At 62.8% G+C, this 17304-nt stretch carries 16 protein-coding genes; 4 read left to right on the top strand and 12 right to left on the bottom strand.

Annotation, left to right across the window (positions count from 1 at the left end; all coding sequences use genetic code 11):
* Window positions 1-70: 70 nt before the first annotated feature.
* Both ettA and LB532_RS06375 read right to left on the bottom strand, forming a co-directional pair.
* Window positions 71-1720: an energy-dependent translational throttle protein EttA gene (gene ettA / locus LB532_RS06380; protein ID WP_140495150.1), complete on the bottom strand. Its 1650-nt coding sequence runs from the start codon at window positions 1718-1720 to the stop codon at window positions 71-73.
* Between the two features lie 177 nt (window positions 1721-1897).
* The gene (locus LB532_RS06375) at window positions 1898-2905 is read right to left on the bottom strand and encodes a ribonuclease T2 family protein (protein WP_140644210.1); all 1008 of its coding nucleotides are present in this window, start codon (window positions 2903-2905) and stop codon (window positions 1898-1900) included.
* 187 nt (window positions 2906-3092) lie between these two features.
* On the opposite strand from LB532_RS06375, the gene LB532_RS06370 reads away from it, so the two are divergent.
* The 3 genes from LB532_RS06370 (at window position 3093) to LB532_RS06360 (ending at window position 6924) form a co-directional block, all read left to right on the top strand.
* Window positions 3093-4025, top strand: a complete 933-nt coding sequence (locus LB532_RS06370; RefSeq protein WP_140644212.1) for an alpha/beta fold hydrolase — start codon at window positions 3093-3095, stop codon at window positions 4023-4025.
* An 80-nt stretch (window positions 4026-4105) separates the two neighbouring features.
* Window positions 4106-5278, top strand: a complete 1173-nt coding sequence (locus LB532_RS06365; protein ID WP_140644214.1) for a CaiB/BaiF CoA transferase family protein — start codon at window positions 4106-4108, stop codon at window positions 5276-5278.
* Complete coding sequence (locus LB532_RS06360) at window positions 5275-6924, top strand: thiamine pyrophosphate-binding protein (protein ID WP_140644216.1); 1650 nt, start codon at window positions 5275-5277, stop codon at window positions 6922-6924. The genes LB532_RS06365 and LB532_RS06360 overlap by 4 nt, the downstream gene beginning before the upstream one ends.
* A gap of 80 nt (window positions 6925-7004) precedes the next feature.
* Here the strand turns inward: LB532_RS06360 and LB532_RS06355 are convergent, their stop codons facing one another.
* From LB532_RS06355 to LB532_RS06330, 6 genes are all read right to left on the bottom strand, one after another.
* A complete protein-coding gene (locus LB532_RS06355; protein ID WP_140644218.1) occupies window positions 7005-7454 on the bottom strand; it encodes a CHRD domain-containing protein in 450 nt (149 codons plus the stop codon).
* Between the two features lie 184 nt (window positions 7455-7638).
* Window positions 7639-8610, bottom strand: a complete 972-nt coding sequence (locus LB532_RS06350; RefSeq protein ID WP_140644220.1) for an ABC transporter substrate-binding protein — start codon at window positions 8608-8610, stop codon at window positions 7639-7641.
* 37 nt (window positions 8611-8647) lie between these two features.
* Complete coding sequence (locus LB532_RS06345) at window positions 8648-9802, bottom strand: ABC transporter permease (RefSeq protein ID WP_140644223.1); 1155 nt, start codon at window positions 9800-9802, stop codon at window positions 8648-8650.
* Complete coding sequence (locus LB532_RS06340; RefSeq protein WP_140644225.1) at window positions 9799-10677, bottom strand: ABC transporter permease; 879 nt, start codon at window positions 10675-10677, stop codon at window positions 9799-9801. The genes LB532_RS06345 and LB532_RS06340 overlap by 4 nt, the downstream gene beginning before the upstream one ends.
* Entirely contained in the window at window positions 10678-11196 is a 519-nt protein-coding gene (locus LB532_RS06335; RefSeq protein WP_140644227.1) for an endonuclease domain-containing protein, read from the bottom strand.
* Window positions 11186-11977 carry an ABC transporter ATP-binding protein gene (locus tag LB532_RS06330; RefSeq protein ID WP_140644229.1) on the bottom strand — a complete coding sequence of 264 codons (792 nt, stop codon included), beginning with the start codon at window positions 11975-11977 and terminating at the stop codon, window positions 11186-11188. The genes LB532_RS06335 and LB532_RS06330 overlap by 11 nt, the downstream gene beginning before the upstream one ends.
* A gap of 102 nt (window positions 11978-12079) precedes the next feature.
* Between LB532_RS06330 and LB532_RS06325 the strand changes: the two genes are divergently transcribed.
* Complete coding sequence (locus tag LB532_RS06325; RefSeq protein ID WP_140644231.1) at window positions 12080-12517, top strand: cupin domain-containing protein; 438 nt, start codon at window positions 12080-12082, stop codon at window positions 12515-12517.
* Between the two features lie 23 nt (window positions 12518-12540).
* On the opposite strand, the gene LB532_RS06320 is transcribed toward LB532_RS06325, so the two are convergent.
* The 4 genes from LB532_RS06320 to LB532_RS06305 all read right to left on the bottom strand — a co-directional run bounded on the left by LB532_RS06320 (window position 12541) and on the right by LB532_RS06305 (window position 17083).
* The gene (locus LB532_RS06320; RefSeq protein WP_181169613.1) at window positions 12541-12918 is read right to left on the bottom strand and encodes a hypothetical protein; all 378 of its coding nucleotides are present in this window, start codon (window positions 12916-12918) and stop codon (window positions 12541-12543) included.
* Window positions 12919-12920: 2 nt separating this feature from the next.
* Complete coding sequence (gene hydA, locus LB532_RS06315; RefSeq protein WP_140644233.1) at window positions 12921-14372, bottom strand: dihydropyrimidinase; 1452 nt, start codon at window positions 14370-14372, stop codon at window positions 12921-12923.
* 64 nt (window positions 14373-14436) lie between these two features.
* Window positions 14437-15687, bottom strand: a complete 1251-nt coding sequence (locus LB532_RS06310) for a Zn-dependent hydrolase (RefSeq protein ID WP_140644235.1) — start codon at window positions 15685-15687, stop codon at window positions 14437-14439.
* Window positions 15688-15754: 67 nt separating this feature from the next.
* On the bottom strand, window positions 15755-17083 hold the full coding sequence (locus LB532_RS06305; RefSeq protein WP_224556453.1) for an aspartate aminotransferase family protein: 1329 nt from the start codon (window positions 17081-17083) through the stop codon (window positions 15755-15757).
* Between the last annotated feature and the right edge of the window lie 221 nt (window positions 17084-17304).

The raw sequence follows: 17304 nt of genomic DNA, 5'->3' as shown, positions 1-17304 counted from the left end.
ACAGGCCGGCTATCCCAGAATTGGGTGACGATCCCGTCGCCGACCGGAACCGCCACTGCGATAGCGGCTTTTATCGCGTCAGCCTCTTATGCGTCATGCGGTGCGGGGCCGCCGCTTCCGCGCCGAGGCGGCGAAGCTTGTCCTTCTCATACTCCTCGAAATTGCCTTCGAACCATTCGACATGCGCGTCGCCCTCGAAGGCGAGCATGTGGGTCGCCATGCGATCGAGGAACATGCGGTCGTGGCTGATGATGACAGCGCAGCCGGCATAAGCTTCCAGCGCATCTTCGAGTGCGCTCAGTGTCTCGGTGTCGAGGTCGTTGGTCGGTTCGTCGAGCAAAAGCACATTGCCGCCGCCTTTGAGCATCTTGGCCAGATGAACGCGGTTGCGTTGGCCGCCCGAAAGGTTGCCGACCTTCTGCTGCTGATCGCCGCCACGGAAGTTGAAGGACGAGCAATAGGCGCGGCTGTTGACCTCGTGCTTGCCAAGCTTGATGACTTCGGCGCCACCGGAGATTTCTTCCCACACCGTCTTGTTCGGGTCCAGCGCGTCGCGGCTCTGGTCGACATAGCCGAGCTTGACGGTCTCGCCGATGCGGATCGACCCCGCATCAGGCTTTTCCTGGCCAGTGAAGGTCTTGAACAGCGTCGTCTTGCCGGCGCCGTTCGGGCCGATGACGCCGACAATGCCGCCCGGCGGCAGCCTGAACGACAGATCCTCGATCAAAAGCTCATCGCCGAAGCCCTTGGTGAGCCCTTCAACTTCGATGACGACATTGCCGAGGCGCTCGCCCGACGGAATGACGATCTGCGTGTCGGTCGGCTTGCGGTTCTGCGACTGCTCGACCAGTTCCTCATAGGCCTTGATACGAGCCTTGGACTTGGTCTGGCGCGCCTTCGGCGAGGACTGGATCCACTCGCGCTCGCGCCAGATCGACTTCTGGCGGGCGTCATCCTCGCGGCCTTCCTGGATCAGGCGTTTGGCCTTGGCGTCGAGATATTTGGTGTAGTTGCCCTCGTAAGGGATGCCACGGCCGCGATCGAGCTCGAGGATCCATCCCGTGACGTTGTCGAGGAAGTAGCGGTCGTGGGTGATAATCAGCACCGAGCCCGGATAGTCGCGCAGGTGCTTTTCCAGCCACGCCGTGGTCTCGGCGTCGAGATGGTTGGTCGGCTCGTCGAGCAAAAGCAGGTCGGGCTGTTCCAGGAGCAGTCGGCACAGCGCCACGCGGCGGCGCTCGCCGCCCGACAGATTGGTCACCTCGGAATCGGCCGGCGGGCACTGCAGCGCGTCCATCGCCATCTCGACCTGCTGCTCGAGGTCCCAAAGATTGAGCCGATCCATCTCGTCCTGGAGCTTGGCCGACTCGTCCGCCGTCTCGTCGGAATAGTTCATCATCAATTCGTTGTAGCGCTCGATGATGGCGGTCTTCCTGCCGACGCCGTCCATGACGTTTTCACGCACGGTCTTGCTGTTGTCGAGCTGCGGCTCCTGCGCCAGGTAGCCCACGGTCGCGCCTTCGGCCAGCCACGCCTCGCCCTGGAACTCCTTGTCGAGCCCGGCCATGATGCGCAGGATGGTCGACTTACCCGAACCGTTGGGGCCGAGAATGCCGATCTTGGCGTCCGGGTAGAAGGACAGATGAACGTTATCGAGCACCTTCTTGGTGCCGTAGGCCTTTGACAGGCCTGACATGTGATAGATGAACTGGCGTGCCACGCGCGCTTTCCCTGAAAAACTGACTGATTTGTCGATCTGAATGGAGGTTGGCCGCTATGTAGGCGATGCGGAGCCGAACGGCAATCGCTTTCGCCGAATCGAACCGATCACAGGCCGCACCAACAACGGGCGTTGGCGTTGCCCCGGCCTGCCTGCCGGCTGGAATGAGCTCAGGACCTACTGGAACCCGATCGCGTCGACGGTTCCGGTCGGGCAACCCGCCTTGTTGGTTGGCACCGAAGCCAGCAGCAGGTCCTTGAGCGAGCTGTTTGGGCCGATCGGACCGGCAAGGCCGAGCGTCAACTCTCCGATCAGCCGCCGGCCGCTCGACGGATCGATGACACAGGAGACGCGCACACGATCGCCAGCGCCGGCGCCAAAGGCCTGATCGAAGGCGCCGCGGATCCGGTCCGCCGTCAGCTTGCCGCCGATGTTCTTGGCGAAGAGATCGCGCACCGCTGAGCCGTTCACCGCACGCATCAGGCTGAGTGCGTCGGAAAAGTACTCCTGCTGGTTCTTGCCGTAGCAGGTGCCGTGCTTGATCCATTCATGCCGCTCCAACTGCGAAGCAGTGCCCGGCATCACCTTGTCGAGTTCCGTGCGCGTGCCGGCGTCCAAATTGACAGGCGGAAGATCCTTCCAGTGCGCCGGACTGTCGTTGGCCTTGTCGCTGGCCGGTACCTGGCAATAGAAGTTCCCGTTCGGCTGCGGCCACAGGCCGTGCAAGGTGAAGTTGCTGGCATCGAATTCATTCGGGTTTTGTGCCTTGCATTCGCTCTTGCTGGACTTGGTCTCGCAAAAAGCCGGTTGCCAGCTCAGCGCGAAGACATATTCGGGTTTTCCTGACGCCGCCGGCTTGCCCTTCCCGCCGGGGGTCGCCGGCAGCGTTGCCGCGCTGCTGCCGGAGAGATGTCCGCAACTGACCTTCACCCAGCGCCGATCCGGATCTGCGCCCGGCACCAGAATGAGATAGTGCGTCGGCGCATCCTTGTTGCCCGCCAGCAGTTGATAGCTCTGTCCGGCATCAGTCGAGACATTGCCGGGATTCTTGCCGTTCTTGATGGCTTGCGTCGCCGGACAGGAGGCGTCGGCAACGAAGGTGCCACTCACCCTTACGTCGGCATGGGCCGCACCCGTTAACGATGCCGCCAACATGGCCAATCCGAAAACAACAGCAATGCGCATGGGGAATCCCTGGATGAAAAAGGTGGGCGACAGACTGAAGCTCTCTCCATGTCAGAATTGCGATATTCCATCGGCCAGACGCAAGAAACATCATCGCGAGAAATCCGGAATGGCGGATTGACGCTGAACCGGCCCCGGCGCAAACAAGGCTGGCGCCACCGAGGCGGGCCAGGGTGGAAATCACTGAATGTCATTCAGCCAGCAGCGCATGGTCCGTTCGCCGACCGGCGCCGACCTCAATCTTCTGGTCCGGCAGGCCGACGGCCAGCCGCGCGGCGTCATCCAGATCAATCACGGTCTGGCAGAACATGCGGCGCGCTATGATCGTTTTGCCGATTTCCTGGGCGCGCGCGGCTTTAGTGTCTATGTTCACGATCATCGCGGCCATGGCGCAACGAAGGCGCCCGACGCACCGCTGGGCAGGTTCGCCGGCACGGATGGCCCCGCCAAGGTGATCGCCGACGTCGCCGCCATCCATGATCTCATTGCCAGGGAGCAGCCGGGCCTGCCTGTCATCCTGTTCGGCCATTCGATGGGCGCGTCTGTGGCGCTGAACTTTCTCCTGGCCCATTCGAACCGCGTTCACGCCGCCGCCATCTGGAATGGCAATTTTTCAGCTGGCCTGCTCGCGCAGGTGGCGCTCGGCATCCTTGCATGGGAAAGGATGCGGCTCGGCTCGGACGTCCCATCGCGCCTGCTGCCGAAGCTCACCTTCCAGGCCTGGGGCAAGGCGGTGCCCAACCACCGCACCTTGTTCGACTGGCTGTCACGCGATCCCGCCGAGGTCGACAAATACATCGCCGACCCGCTGTGCGGCTGGGACGCCTCGGTGTCGATGTGGCGCGATGTCGTGCAGATGGCGCTCAATGGCGGCAGGGACGCCGGTTTCGTCGGCGTTCGGCGCGACCTCCCCGTCAGCGTCGTGGGGGGCGAAAAAGACCCTGCCTCGGATTATGGCAAAGGGATCATCCGGCTTGCCGGACGCCTGCGCAAAATGGGTTTTTCGAATCTCGTTTCAAAGGTTTACAGCGAAACCCGCCACGAAAGCCTGAACGAGGTGAATCGCGACATCGTCATGGACGATTTCGCAGCGTGGGCCGAAACCGCCTTGAAGCGATGAAGCGTTGGCCCATCGCAAGAGCCGTGACAGCGGCAATCTCTGTTGATAGAGGCTTCGGTTCCGACCAATTCTGGTGATCTATGGCTGAGCCCCCGCTGAAAGGCGTCCGTGTCGTCGAACTCGCCCGCATCCTTGCCGGGCCCTGGGCCGGGCAGTTGCTTGCCGATCTCGGCGCCGACGTCATCAAGGTCGAAAGCCCTGATGGCGGCGACGACACCCGCAAATGGGGCCCGCCCTTCGTCATGGGCAAGGATGGCGAGAACCTGTCGGCCGCCTATTACCATTCCTGCAATCGCGGCAAGCGCTCCATCGCCATCGATTTTTCGACACCGGAGGGCGCCGAAACCGTGCGCCGGCTGGTGACAACGTCCGACGTGCTGATCCAAAACTTCAAGCTTGGCGGCTTGAAGAAATACGGGCTCGATTATGAGAGCCTGCGCAAGATCAATCCGCGCCTCGTTTATTGCTCGATCACCGGATTCGGCCAGGACGGTCCCTACGCGCCGCGCGCCGGCTACGATTTCATCATCCAGGGCATGGCCGGCATGATGTCGATCACCGGCGAGGCGGGACGCGAGCCGCAAAAGGCCGGCGTCGCCATCTCCGACATCTTCACCGGCCTCTATTCCGTCATCGCCATCCAGGCGGCCCTTCGACACGCCGAAAAAACCGGCGAAGGCCAGCACATCGACATGGCATTGTTCGACACCCAGATCTCGGCGCTCGGCAACCAGAACCTCAACTATCTCGTCTCCGGCAAGTCGCCTGTGCAGATGGGCAACGCGCATATGAACATCGCGCCCTACGAGGTGCTGCCGGTCCGGGACGGCCACATCATCCTGGCGGTCGGCAATGACGGCCAGTTCGCCAGGTTCTGCGCGGTGGTCGGGCTGGACGAATTGCCCGACAATTCCGATTTCGCCACCAATCCGGCCCGCGTCGCCAACCGGGCGGCGCTACGCGAGCGGATCGTCGAGGCGCTGAAGACCAGGGATCGCGACCCGCTTCTGGCCAAGCTGGAAGCGGCCAGCGTGCCGGCGAGCCCGATCAACACGATCGGACAGATGTTCGCCGACCCGCAGGCGATCGCGCGCGGCATGCGGCTCGATCTCGACGACGGCCATGGCAATCTTCTGCCCTCGGTTCGCGCACCGATGATCATGTCCGAAACACCGCTCGTCTATGAGCGCCCCTCGCCCCGCCTGGGCGAACATACTGACGAAATCCTTGCCGAACTGGAGAGAGCAAAATGAAAACCGGCGGACAATTGATCGTCGACGCGCTCGAGGCCAACGGCACCGACCGGGTATTCTGCGTGCCAGGCGAATCCTATCTCGCGGTGCTGGACGCGCTGCACGATTCGGCGATCCGCACCGTCGTCTGCCGCCAGGAGGGTGGCGCCGCTATGATGGCCGACTGCCAAGGCCGCCTGACCGGCAAACCCGGCATCTGCTTCGTTACCCGCGGCCCGGGCGCCACCAACGCGTCCGCCGGCATCCACATCGCCATGCAGGATTCGGTTCCCGTGATCCTGTTCATCGGCCAGGTCGCCAGCCACGCCAAGCAGCGCGAGGCTTTCCAGGAAGTGGACTATGTCAGGTTCTTTGGCGACATCGCAAAATGGGTGGTGGAGATCGACGATGCGTCGCGCATCCCCGAATTCGTCACCCGCGCCTTTGCCGTGGCGACCTCCGGCCGCCCCGGCCCCGTGGTCATCTCGCTGCCGGAAGACATGCTGACCAGTGTCGTCGACGCACCGGCCGCGATCGCCTACACCCCGGTCGAGACCAGCCCCGCCGAAGCCGAACTCGACCGGCTCCAGGCGCTGCTCAATGCAGCCAAACGGCCGATCGCGATCCTGGGCGGCACACGTTGGGATTTCCAGGCTGTCCAGGAAATCACCCGTATCGCTGAGGCGTGGTCGCTGCCGGTCGGCTGCTCCTTCCGCCGCCAGATGCTGTTCGATCATCTGCACCCGAACTATGCCGGCGATGTCGGCATCGGCATCAATCCGAAGCTGGCGACAGCGATCAAGCAGGCCGATCTGGTGCTGCTGATCGGCGGCCGCATGGGCGAGATGCCGTCCTCGGACTACACGCTCCTGAAAAGCCCCTACCCCGACCAGACGCTGGTCCATGTCCACCCCGATGCCGGCGAACTTGGCCGCGTCTACCGTCCAACGCTTGCGATCAACGCCTCGCCCGCCGCCTTCGTGCGGGCCTTCGCCAAACGGAAGGGACCGACATCGCCGGGCTGGGCGGCGGAGACGGCAAAGCTCCATGCCGCTTATCTCGACTGGTCGACGCCGCCGGAAAGCGGTCCGGGCGCCGTCCAGATGGGGCCGATCATGACCTATCTCGAAACGGTGCTGCCCGACGATGCCATCCTGACGAACGGCGCCGGCAACTACGCCACATGGGTGCACCGCTTCCATCGCTTCCGCCGCTTTGCCACACAGGGCGCGCCGACCTCAGGCTCGATGGGTTACGGAACGCCGGCGGCGGTAGCGGCCAAGGCCCTTTATCCGGATCGCACCGTAGTCGCTTTCGCCGGCGACGGCTGCTTCCTGATGAACGGGCAGGAATTCGCCACCGCCGTGCAATACGGGTTGCCGATCATCGTCATCGTCGTCAATAATGGCATCTACGGCACCATCCGCATGCACCAGGAGCGTGAATACCCCGGGCGGGTGGTGGCCACGGACCTCAAGAATCCGGACTTCGCCGCCCTGGCGCGTGCCTATGGTGGCCATGGCGAAACGGTGGAGAAAACCGCCGACTTCGCCCCTGCCTTCGAGCGCGCCCACGCCAGCGGCAAGCCGGCAATCGTCGAGATCCGGCTCGATCCGGAGGCAATCACCCCGACCCGAACGATGACGCAGATAAGAGACAAGGCCTGAAAGTCGGCAGGACATAGGGCGGCGCTGTCCCGCAAAGCTTTCGCAAGCAAATACGGGCGCGCGCCCCGAGCGACGTCGCGTTACATCGACGCCGCCGCCTTTTCGATCTGACCGCGGATCTCGCCGTCCTTGTTGGCGGCGGTGTGGATGTTGACGTAATATTTGCCGGCCTCCAGATCGGTCACCTGCGTATCGGTCAATGTCGCCGACCCCTTGATCGGGCTCTTGAGTTTTTTGAACGGGATTACCGGGTCCGCATTTTCCCCCTTCGCGGCCGGCCCGTGAATGTGAGCGGCTACCGCCGGCCCGCTGAGGCCGGAATATTTGACGTTCCAGCTGAGTTTCTTCTTGGCGGTGTCGAAGGTTAATGTGGCGGTGCCCTTGCCCTTGGTCGTGACGGGCGGGCTCTGTTGGCTGCCATCGAGCGTCGCCTTGTACTTCACCATGTCGGCCATGGCCGGTGATGCGAACAGGAAAGCGGTCGAAATGGCCAGCGCCGAAAGGGCCGGCAAGACGGTCTGTGTGCGCATGAAGAACCTCCGATTGGCTGCAGCATCCGTCGTGGCTCCCCGCACGCGCATGCCTCCGAAGCAACGCTCGGCCGCCCCAATGTATCCAGGCACACGCTTTTGTGATTTGGCCGCATGAAAAAGGGGCGGTCGCCCGCCCCTCCAACATCGTCCATCAAGCCCTGCCACGAGGCCGTTTTGAGGCCTACTTGATCGCCTTGTCGGTGATCGCGGTGGTATAGGCGCCCTTCGGCTCCTTCGTGATGATCTTCTGGTCGAGCAACGCCTTGGCGGTACGCTCATAGGTCGCCGGGTCGAGCTTGCCGTCGGCATTGTCGATGAGCTTGGCGACTTCGCTCATCATACGCTTCTGGTGGTTCTCGTCCTGGCCGCCACCATCCATGACGATCTCCGCCGCTTCGTCATTGTTGTCGACGGCGTATTTCCAACCCTTCATCGAGGCGCGCACGAAACGCACCATCTTGTCCTCGAAGGCCGGATCCTTGAGCTTATCCTCTGAGGCATAAAGCCCGTCCTCGAGCAGATCGTTGCCCATCGCCGAGTAATTGAACACGGTGAGCTGCTCCGGCTTGTAGCCGGCGTCGATCAGCTGCCAATATTCATTATAGGTCATGACCGAGATGCAATCCGCCTGCTTCTGAATCAGCGGCTGCACGTCAAAGCTCTGCTTGAGAACGGTGACGCCGTCCGGGCCGCCATCGGTCTTGAGGCCAAGCTTGTTCATCCAGGCGTAGAACGGATATTCGTTGCCGAAGAACCAGACGCCGAGCGTGTGGCCCTTGAAGTCGGCTTCGGTCTTGATCGGGCCGTCTTTCGGGCAGACCAGTTCCATGCCGGCCTTCTTGAACGGCTGGGCGATGTTGACCAGCGGCACGCCCTTTTCGCGGGCTGCCAGCGCGCCGCCCATCCAGTCGACGATGACATCGGCGCCGCCCCCGGCGATCACCTGCTCGGGCGCAATGTCGGGACCGCCCGGCTTGATGTCGACGTCGAGACCCTCCGCCTCGTAGAAGCCCTTCGCCTTGGCGACGTAATAGCCGGCAAACTGGGCCTGCGTGACCCATTTCAGCTGCAACGTCACCTTGTCGGCGGCCATTGCCTGGAACGCGGCCAGCGACATCGCGCCGGCCAGTACAGGAATAATCCGTCTTTTCATTTTTTCCCTCTGGAGTTAGTGCCCAAACCCACCGCCCCTATCCACCACGGACAGAGGGATGCCAAAACGTGACGGCTCTTTCGACAAGAGCGACCACACCATAAAAGACCGAACCTGCAAGGGCTGCAACTGCGATTTCGGCCCAGACCATGTCGATGTTCATCCGTCCGACTTCGGTCGAGATGCGGAAGCCCATGCCGACGACAGGCGTGCCGAAGAACTCGGCGACGATGGCGCCGATCAGCGCCAGCGTCGAGTTGATCTTCAGCGCGTTGAAGATGAAGGGAGCAGCGGCCGGCAGCCTGAGCTTGATAAGCGTCGGCCAGTAACCCGACGCATAGGTGCGCATCAGGTCGCGCTCCATATGGCCGGACGCGGCCAGACCGGCGACGGTGTTCACCAGCATCGGGAAGAAGGTCATGATGATGACGACAGCCGCCTTGGACTGCCAGTCGAAGCCGAACCACATCACCATGATTGGCGCCACGCCGATGATCGGCAGCGCCGAGACCATGTTGCCGATGGGCAGCAGGCCGCGCCGCAGGAATGGCACCCGGTCGGCGAGAATGGCCGTGACGAAGCCGGCGCCACTGCCAACGACATAGCCGAAGATCACCGCCTTGAAGATGGTCTGCCGGACATCGGCGCCAAGGATCGGCAGCGAACTGGCGATGCGCGCGCCGATGGCGCTCGGCGGCGGCAACAGGATGAACGGGATGCCGGCGCCACGCGTCACCGCTTCCCAGATGATCAGGATCCAGGCGCCGAAGATGGCGGGGATGATCAGGCGTAGCGCAGTGCGCATCCAGCTTGCCGTGGGGTGCAGTCCCGATAGCACCGCGACGCAGCGCCAGCCAAGCAGCCAGGCGGCCGTGAGCAGCACGAAATACGGCGCCAGTGCCGTGCCTTCGAAACCAGTGATACCTGAGATCAGCAGCCAGGCGACGAGGTGGGCGCCGACAAACAGCACCACCGCTTCCACAAAGGGCGGAATCCTGATCATCGAGACCAGGGCCGTCAGCACGGCAAGGCCGAGCATCAAGCCCTTTGTTCCGGCATAGGGGTAGTTGAGGCTGTTTGTCGGATCCGCCAGCGCCGCCGCTTCCGGTTTAGATATGGCGCCGAGTGCGACCGCCATCAGGCACAGCACGATGGCCAGCACAGCCTGCCAGGAGGGTTTCAGCCGATTCATGCCGGTCTCCCGCCCATGGCGCGGTCGACGAGGCGCCCGGCAATGCCGACCACCATGACCAGCAGTGCGGCCACGATCGAGCCCGCGACAAGCGCCGACCAGATGTCGATGGATTGGCTGTAATAGGCGCCAGCGAGCAGCTTGGCGCCGATGCCGGCGACGGCACCCGTCGGCAGTTCGCCGACAATGGCGCCGACCAGACTCGCCGCCACCGCCACCTTCATCGAGGTGAACAGGAACGGCACCGAGGCCGGCACGCGCAGCTTCCAGAAGGTCTGCGCACGGCTGGCATTGTAGGTGTGCATCAGGTCGAGATGCATGATCTCGGGCGAGCGCAGGCCTTTCACCATGCCCACCGTCACCGGGAAGAACGACAGATAGGTCGAAATCATCGCCTTCGGAATCAGGCCGGTGATGCCGATCGCCGCCAGCACCACGATGATCATCGGCGCCACCGCCAGGATCGGGATGGTCTGCGAGGCTATGATCCACGGCATCAGGCTGCGGTCGAGCGTCGCCACATGTACGATGCCCACCGCGATGATGATGCCGAGCGCCGTGCCGAAGGCAAAGCCCAGCAGCGTCGAGGACAGCGTCACCCAGGCATTGTAGACCAGGCTGCGGTTCGAAGTGACGTTGCGCAGGAACGTGTTCTCGAAAAAGTTAACCGCTACCTGGTGCGGCGCCGGCAGCGTCGGCTTTGGTTGCGAGAGCGCCTTGCCGATGAACTCGACGGTGCCGGGCGTTTCATTGGCGCGTTGGTCGAGATCGCGCTGGAACGGCGTGTTGAGTATGACGGCGAAGACGTACCAGAGGACCACCACGCCGGCGAGGATGGAGGTTACCGGGATGACCTTGGAGCGGAAAGTGTCCATCTAGCGCCGCCCTTCTCCTCTCCCCACTGGGGAGAGGGTGGCCGGAGCGAAGCGAAGGCCGGGTGAGGGTGAGTGTATCTGCCCCTCAAGCACAGCCAGTATCGTGTCTAGGAGCGCCCGCCGTTCAGCCAGAACTTCGTGATTCCAGAAGCGAAGAACCGAATAGCCGTGACCATTCAGCCAAGCGGTTCTGCTTTCATCGGTCAGGGATTCGGCATGTTGGCTACCATCGATTTCGACGATCAAGCCTTTTTCACGGCAGAGAAAGTCGACGAAGAACGGTCCAAGCGGCACTTGCCTCAGAAATTTGTAGCCATTGAGGTGGCGCCCTCTCAACTCGCCCCAAAGCCGGTATTCGGCTTTGGTTTCGTTAAGCCGCAGCTCTCGGGCGCGATCGGTTGCCCCGACTTTTCTCTTGGTCGGATCTGTCGGCGCCGCCCCCTCACCCGACCTCCGCTTCGCTCCGGCCACCCTCTCCCCGTTGGGGAGAGGAGGAAACCCGTCCTCCTCAATCATCATAGCTGTGCCCTGCCCGCAACCCGTCGCGCACGCGCGCGGCGATCGCCAGGAACTCCGGCGACTCGCGGATGTCGAGTGGCCGCTCCTTCGGCAGCGTCGATTCGATGACGTCGCTGACGCGGCCCGGACGCGGCGACATGACGACGATGCGCGTCGACAAATACACCGCCTCGGGAATGGAGTGCGTGACGAAGCAGATGGTCTTGTTGGTGCGCGCCCACAATTGCAGCAATTGCTCGTTGAGATGGTCGCGCACGATCTCGTCCAGCGCGCCGAACGGCTCGTCCATCAACAGAAGGTCGGCATCGAAGGCGAGCGCGCGAGCGATCGAGGCGCGCTGCTGCATGCCGCCGGAAAGCTGCCAGGGATACTTCTTCTCGAAGCCGGAAAGGTTGACGAGGTCGAGCGTGCGTCTGATCCGCTCTCCCTGCTCCGCCCCGGACAGACCCATGATCTCCAGCGGCAGCGCGACGTTGCGCTCGATGGTGCGCCAGGGAAACAGGGCGGCGGCCTGGAAGACATAGCCGTAGGCGCGTTTCTCGCGCGCCTGTTCTGCTGTCATGCCGTTGACCGAAATGGTCCCCGAGGTCGGCTTCTCAAGATCGGCGATGACCCGCAGCAAGGTCGTCTTGCCGCAACCCGACGGCCCGATAAAGGAAACGAACTCACCCTTGCCGATGGTCAGGTCGACATTGGACAGCGCCTGTACCGGCCCGTCATTGGTCTGGAAGGTCAGGCCAAGCTTGCTTGCCGCGACGACGGCTGGCGAAATCCCCGTCATCGGCCCCGGCCTGCCTGTTCCTGCCCCTGCCCCTGCAGCGCCGGCCCGATTCCCATTGCTTTTATCGCGATGTTGTTTTCCACTCGCCCAGTCCCATTGGTCTTGTTCCACTCATTCGACGCCCGGAGTTTCCCCGATGTCGCTAAACCCACTTGCCATCTTATCCGCCCTGAAAGCTCTTATGAAGGCAAGCAGGGATTGACGTATTTCGCCGGTATCGCCACCGAGTCGGTCGGCTCATCTGGTATCTGCATGCATGTGCTCACCATGCCGCCCGGCGCCCGCGCCAAGGCGCATCTGCATGAGAACCATGAAACGGCGATCTACGTGCTCTCCGGCGAGGTCCATACCTGGTACGGCGACCGGCTTGAGAACCACATCGTCGCCAAAGCCGGCGACCTCTTCTACATTCCGGCCGGCGTGCCGCATCTGCCCGCCAATCTGAGCGGGGCCCCGTCTTCGGCCGTCATTGCCCGCACCGATCCCAAAGAGCAGGAAAGCGTCGTCCTGCTGCCGGAACTGGATGCATTGGTCGCCTGAAGCCGGCTTTGCGGGGCTAGGCGTCATCGGCACCGGGAGACTTCTCCGTAGACCATGCCGTTCTCGTCGGCGATCACCAGCCTCTTGGCGTTCTTGACGCTGCGTTTGATGGTGAACTGGATCGGCGATTGGCCGTCCTCGCCTTCCGCCTCGCATTGCGCCTTCATCACCAGCGAGCCGTCGGCCTGAACCTGCTTGTCGGTAAAGGTGCAGGCGCTGGCGACCGTGATGAACTCCTTGTCGGTCAAAAGCAGCATGTCCTCGGCATAGACCTGCTGGCCGTTCTTGTTGATGCAGCCGGACTTGTTGCCATAGAGCTTTGAGAGATCGACGGCTGCCGCCGACGCAGGCCCAGCCGTTGCCACGACGACTGCCGCGGCGACTAACAGAAGTGCGCGCAAGCTCAAACCCCGGTCGCCGGAATGCCTGTCCGCTCCACCTTGCGCGGCGCAGTGATCTCCTTCCAGGTCGACAGTGCCCGGTTGACCGCCGCGTTCGGCTCGCGGCCGACGAACTGGCCATGGCCAGGCTTGGCCTTCACCTCGCTCTCCTCGATCGACAATTCGCCACGCGAGAAGACAAAGCGCGGCAGGCCTGTCACTTCGACGCCTTCGAAGACGTTGTAGTCGATGACCGACTGCTGCTTCTTCGAAGAAATCGTCTTCTTGCGCTTGGGATCCCACACGATGATGTCGGCATCCGCGCCTTCGACAATGGCGCCTTTTTTCGGGTACATGTTGAGGATCTTGGCGATGTTGGTCGAGGTTACGGCGACGAATTCGTTCATCGTCAGCCGCCCGGTGTTGACGCCCTTGGTCCACAGCACCGGCATGCGATCCTCGAGGCCGCCCGTGCCGTTCGGGATCTTGGTGAAATTGCCGACGCCGAAGCGCTTCTGGTCCGTGGTGAAGGCGCAGTGGTCGGTCGCCACCACCTGCAACGATCCCGCCTGCAGGCCGGCCCACAGCGAATCCTGGTGTAATTTGTTGCGGAAGGGCGGGCTCATCACGCGGCGCGCCGCATGGTCCCAGTCCTTGTCGAAATACTCGCTCTCGTCCAGCGTCAGGTGCTGGATCAGTGGCTCGCCGAACACCCGCATGCCTTTCTGACGCGCCCGGCGGATGGCCTCGTGCGCCTGCTCACACGAGACATGCACGACGTAGAGCGGCACACCGGCCATGTCGGCGATCATGATGGCGCGGTTAGTCGCCTCGCCTTCCACTTCCGGCGGGCGCGAATAGGCGTGCCCCTCCGGGCCATTATTGCCGGCGGCAAGCAGCTTCTGGGAGAGCGCCGCAACCACGTCGCCATTCTCGGCATGCACCAGCGGCAGCGCGCCGAGCTCGGCGCAGCGCTGGAACGACGCATACATTTCGTCGTCGTCCACCATCAGCGCGCCCTTGTAGGCCATGAAATGCTTGAACGAGGTGATGCCCTTGTCGACGACGGTGGCCATCTCGTCGAACACCTGCTTGCCCCACCAGGTGATCGCCATGTGGAAGGAATAGTCGCAAGACGCCTTCGAGGTCTTGTTGTCCCACATCTGCAAGGCCTCGAGCAGCGACTGCTGCGGCGACGGCAGGCAGAAATCGACCACCATCGTCGTGCCACCGGCTAGTGCCGCGCGCGTGCCGGACTCGAAATCGTCGGCCGAATAGGTGCCCATGAACGGCATTTCGAGATGAGTATGCGGGTCTATGCCGCCGGGTATCACATAACAGCCGGTGGCGTCGAACTCATGGTCGCCGTGCAGGTTGGAGCCTATGGCGACGATCTTGCCGTGCTGCATCAGCACGTCGGCCTTCCATGTGCGGTCGGCGGTGACGATGGTGCCGTTGCGGATGACTTTGGTCATTTTCTCGTTCCCTTGTTCCTTCGCGCTTCTTGCGAGCGCCGTTTGGAAATCCAGCTTTCCAGCTTTACTCCACGATAACCGCCGTCTCCACCACGGCATGGAACAGCACGTCGGCTCCTGCCGCCGCCCATTCCTTGGAGATCTCCTCGGCCTCGTTGTGGCTGAGACCGTCGACGCAGGGGCACATCACCATGGCGGTCGGCGCGACGCGGTTGATCCAGCAGGCGTCGTGGCCCGCGCCCGAGACGATGTTGCGGTGCGTGTAGCCGAGCCGGTCGGCGGCATCACGGATCGCCTTGACGCAACCCTTGTCGAAGGTGACCGGATCGAAATGGCCGACCTGCTCGATCTTGTACTGGATGTCGAGCGCCTCGCATATCGTGTCGATCCCTTCGCGGATGCGCCCATCCATGGCGTCGAGCACTTCCTTCTCCGGCGAGCGGATGTCGATGGTGAAGACGGTGCGCCCGGCGATGATGTTGCGTGAGTTCGGGTAGACTTCCATGTGGCCGACCGCGCCGACGGCGTCAGGCTGATAGTCCATGGCAATCTCATGCACCAGTTCGATCACGCGCGCCATGCCGAGCCCGGCATTGCGGCGCTTGGGCATCGGCGTCGAGCCGGTATGCGCCTCCTTGCCGGTCAGCGTCACCTGCAGCCATTTCAGCCCCTGTCCATGGGTAACGACGCCGATGTCGATGCCTTCGTCCTCGAGGATAGGCCCCTGCTCGATATGCAGTTCGAAAAAGGCGTGGATCTTGCGATCGCCGACCTTCTCCGTGCCCCTCCAGCCGATACGCTCCAGTTCCTCGCCGAATTTCTTGCCGTTCTTGTCCGTATGCTCGTAGACGTCGGCTTGGTCGAGCACACCGGCGAACACGCCGGACGCCATCATCGCCGGGGCAAAGCGCGAGCCCTCCTCGTTGGTCCAGTTCGTGACCACGATCGGATGTTTGGTCTTGATGCCGAGATCGTTGAGCGAGCGCACGACTTCCAGGCCGCCGAGCACGCCGAGCACGCCGTCATACTTGCCGCCGGTCGGCTGCGTGTCGAGATGGCTGCCGACATAGACCGGCGGCAGGCTGGGGTCGGCGCCTTCGCGCCTGGCAAACATGGTGCCCATCTCGTCGATGCCCATTTCGAGACCGGCGGCATCGCACCAGCGCTTGAACAGATGCCGGCCCTCGCCGTCCTCGTCGGTCACGGTCTGGCGATTGTTGCCGCCGGCAATGCCCGGGCCGATCTTCGCCATCTCCATGATGGAATCCCACAAACGGTCTGAATTGATTCGCAGATTCTCGCCGGGTGCGGCCATTCAAAACCTCTCCAATTGCGTGGCGTTCCCCTCCCCCTCGAGGGGAGGGTTATCCGCGCCCAGTTCTTCAATCGATCGACCTCAGTACCTCACGCACATGATCGATCAGTTCGTTGATCTGGCCCTTGGTGATGATCAGCGGCGGCGACAGCGCGATGATGTCGCCGGTGGTGCGGATCAGCGCGCCGCGCTCGAACGCCTTGACGAAGGCCGAGAAGGCCCGCTTGGTCGGCTGCCCGGCGATCGGCGCCAGCTCGATCGCACCGATCAGGCCGATGTTCCTGATATCGATGACATGCGGCTCGCCCTTCAGCGAATGCAGCGCGTCTTCCCAATAGAGCGCCAGTTCCTCGCCGCGTGTGAGCAGGCCCTCTTCCTTGTAGGTGTCGAGCGTGCCAAGCGCCGCGGCGCAGGCGATCGGATTGCCGGAATAGGTGTAGCCGTGGAAGAACTCGATCATGTGCTCGGGGCCGGTCATGAAGGCGTCGTGGATTTCCTTCTTCACGAACACCGCGCCCATCGGGATGACGCCGTTGGAGACGCCCTTGGCGGTGGTCATGATATCAGGCGTGACGCCGAAATAATCGGCCGCGAACGGCGCGCCAAGACGGCCGAAACCGGTGATGACCTCGTCGAAGATCAACAGGATCCCGTGCTTGGTGCAGATTTCGCGCAGCTTCTGCAAATAGCCCTTTGGCGGCAGGATGACGCCGGTGGAGCCAGCGACCGGCTCGACGATGACGGCCGCGATGGTCGAGGCGTCATGGAGCGCCACGATGCGCTCCAGCTCGTTGGCGAGCTCCGCGCCATGTTCCGGCACGCCCTTGGAGAAGGCGTTCTTCTCGGGCAGGTGCGTGTGCGGCATATGGTCGACGCCGCCGAGCAGCGAGCCGAACATCTTGCGGTTGGTGACGATGCCGCCGACCGAAATACCGCCGAAATTGACGCCGTGATAGCCGCGCTCGCGTCCGATAAGGCGGGTGCGCGAGCCCTCGCCCTTCACGCGGTGATAGGCGATCGCCATCTTCAACGCGGTCTCGACCGATTCCGAACCGGAATTGGTGAAGAACACGTGATCCATGCCCTTCGGCGCGATGTCGACAAGGCGGTTCGCCAGTTCGAACACGATCGGGTGGCCCATCTGGAAGGCCGGGGCGTAGTCGAGCTCGGCGGCCTGGCTCTGGATCGCCTCGGTGATCTTGGGCCGGCAATGGCCGGCATTGACGCACCAGAGGCCGGCGGTGCCGTCCAGCACCTTGCGGCCATCGCTGGTCGTGTAGTGCATGTCCTTGGCGGACACGAACATGCGCGGCGCCTGCTTGAACTGCCGATTTGCCGTGAACGGCATCCAGAATGCACTGAGATCGTTCGGCGTGACTTTCAGCCGGTTGGACATGACCAAGACTTCCCCTTGTAACCTGTTTCGGTACGTCCAACGCTTGGTCTTTGCCGCGCTTTCGTGCTACGCAAATTTTTGACCGATTGGACAAACGTTAGCACCGCCCTGTCGGCGGTCAAGGGATTACTAGCGGAAATGCGGCTCCTGAAGTGCGTTCCACAGGCCGGGGAAAAACTGGTCCAGAGAATTGGGCCAGACCGCTTTCAACACGAGGGCGC

The organism is Mesorhizobium sp. ESP-6-2 (assembly GCF_020164675.1).
In the GTDB taxonomy this organism is placed as follows: domain Bacteria; phylum Pseudomonadota; class Alphaproteobacteria; order Rhizobiales; family Rhizobiaceae; genus Mesorhizobium.
The sequence above is the reverse complement of the archived record's forward strand: the minus strand, read 5'-3'. Positions and strand labels throughout refer to the sequence as shown.

Coding starts and splice junctions, on each gene's coding strand:
- LB532_RS06345 (WP_140644223.1), bottom strand. CDS start 9,802: ATGAATCGGCTGAAACCCTCCTGGCAGGCTGTGCTGGCCATCGTGCTG.
- LB532_RS06350 (WP_140644220.1), bottom strand. CDS start 8,610: ATGAAAAGACGGATTATTCCTGTACTGGCCGGCGCGATGTCGCTGGCC.
- LB532_RS06375 (WP_140644210.1), bottom strand. CDS start 2,905: ATGCGCATTGCTGTTGTTTTCGGATTGGCCATGTTGGCGGCATCGTTA.
- LB532_RS06360 (WP_140644216.1), top strand. CDS start 5,275: ATGAAAACCGGCGGACAATTGATCGTCGACGCGCTCGAGGCCAACGGC.
- LB532_RS06365 (WP_140644214.1), top strand. CDS start 4,106: ATGGCTGAGCCCCCGCTGAAAGGCGTCCGTGTCGTCGAACTCGCCCGC.
- LB532_RS06330 (WP_140644229.1), bottom strand. CDS start 11,977: ATGACGGGGATTTCGCCAGCCGTCGTCGCGGCAAGCAAGCTTGGCCTG.
- hydA (WP_140644233.1), bottom strand. CDS start 14,372: ATGACCAAAGTCATCCGCAACGGCACCATCGTCACCGCCGACCGCACA.
- LB532_RS06355 (WP_140644218.1), bottom strand. CDS start 7,454: ATGCGCACACAGACCGTCTTGCCGGCCCTTTCGGCGCTGGCCATTTCG.
- LB532_RS06370 (WP_140644212.1), top strand. CDS start 3,093: ATGTCATTCAGCCAGCAGCGCATGGTCCGTTCGCCGACCGGCGCCGAC.
- LB532_RS06310 (WP_140644235.1), bottom strand. CDS start 15,687: ATGGCCGCACCCGGCGAGAATCTGCGAATCAATTCAGACCGTTTGTGG.
- LB532_RS06335 (WP_140644227.1), bottom strand. CDS start 11,196: ATGATGATTGAGGAGGACGGGTTTCCTCCTCTCCCCAACGGGGAGAGG.
- LB532_RS06305 (WP_224556453.1), bottom strand. CDS start 17,083: ATGTCCAACCGGCTGAAAGTCACGCCGAACGATCTCAGTGCATTCTGG.
- LB532_RS06340 (WP_140644225.1), bottom strand. CDS start 10,677: ATGGACACTTTCCGCTCCAAGGTCATCCCGGTAACCTCCATCCTCGCC.